Consider the following 503-nt stretch of genomic DNA (forward strand, 5'->3'; position numbering starts at 1 on the left):
GAAGAAGATACTGGGCGAAGCCCTTAAGGAGGCATATGGAGATTTATTCGTCATAAATGAGAGGCTTACGAGGGCCGATAGGGCGGCGATCAACGGAAAGTTCAAATCAAGCCACGGTCGTCCGACAAGGTAGCTGAGCTTCAGACTTCAACCTTCCTCGCCCTTCTGGAAAATGCTGATATAAATTCGACTATACCTGACAATAAGACGCCCGGCATCGATAGCGAGAGGGTCAAGTTGAAGGATGAGATCACTGCAAGGGAAGGGGCGACGGGCGCGCAAGAAATGAGCCTCAACTATAAGATTGAGATCAACCTCCCGGCAACTCGTGATATTGAGATTTACAACGCGATCTTTCGTGCCCTCAGGGAGAACCTGCTGGATGCCTAACGCGGCCGCAATCCGCGATTGGATGTTCCGGGCTATAATGTTTGAAGCTGACGCCGAGACATTCCGTCAGGCCGGAATTAGGATCGGGGCAGACCAGACAGTGCTCGAAAGGT

Annotated in this window: 2 protein-coding genes; both read left to right on the forward strand. The window is 51.7% G+C overall.

The annotated features are described in order from the left end of the window. The first annotated feature begins 10 nt into the window (after positions 1-10). Positions 11-133 carry a DUF5343 domain-containing protein gene (locus tag ACKAE7_RS21255; protein WP_408980259.1) on the forward strand — a complete coding sequence of 41 codons (123 nt, stop codon included), beginning with the start codon at positions 11-13 and terminating at the stop codon, positions 131-133. Positions 134-237: 104 nt separating this feature from the next. Beyond that, positions 238-390, forward strand: coding sequence for a hypothetical protein (locus ACKAE7_RS21260; protein ID WP_407105621.1), 153 nt, complete (start codon positions 238-240; stop codon positions 388-390). The last annotated feature ends 113 nt before the right edge of the window (positions 391-503 follow it).

Origin of the sequence: Pseudarthrobacter sp. NKDBFgelt (assembly GCF_046097905.1) — a bacterium.
Lineage (GTDB): Bacteria > Actinomycetota > Actinomycetes > Actinomycetales > Micrococcaceae > Arthrobacter > Arthrobacter polychromogenes.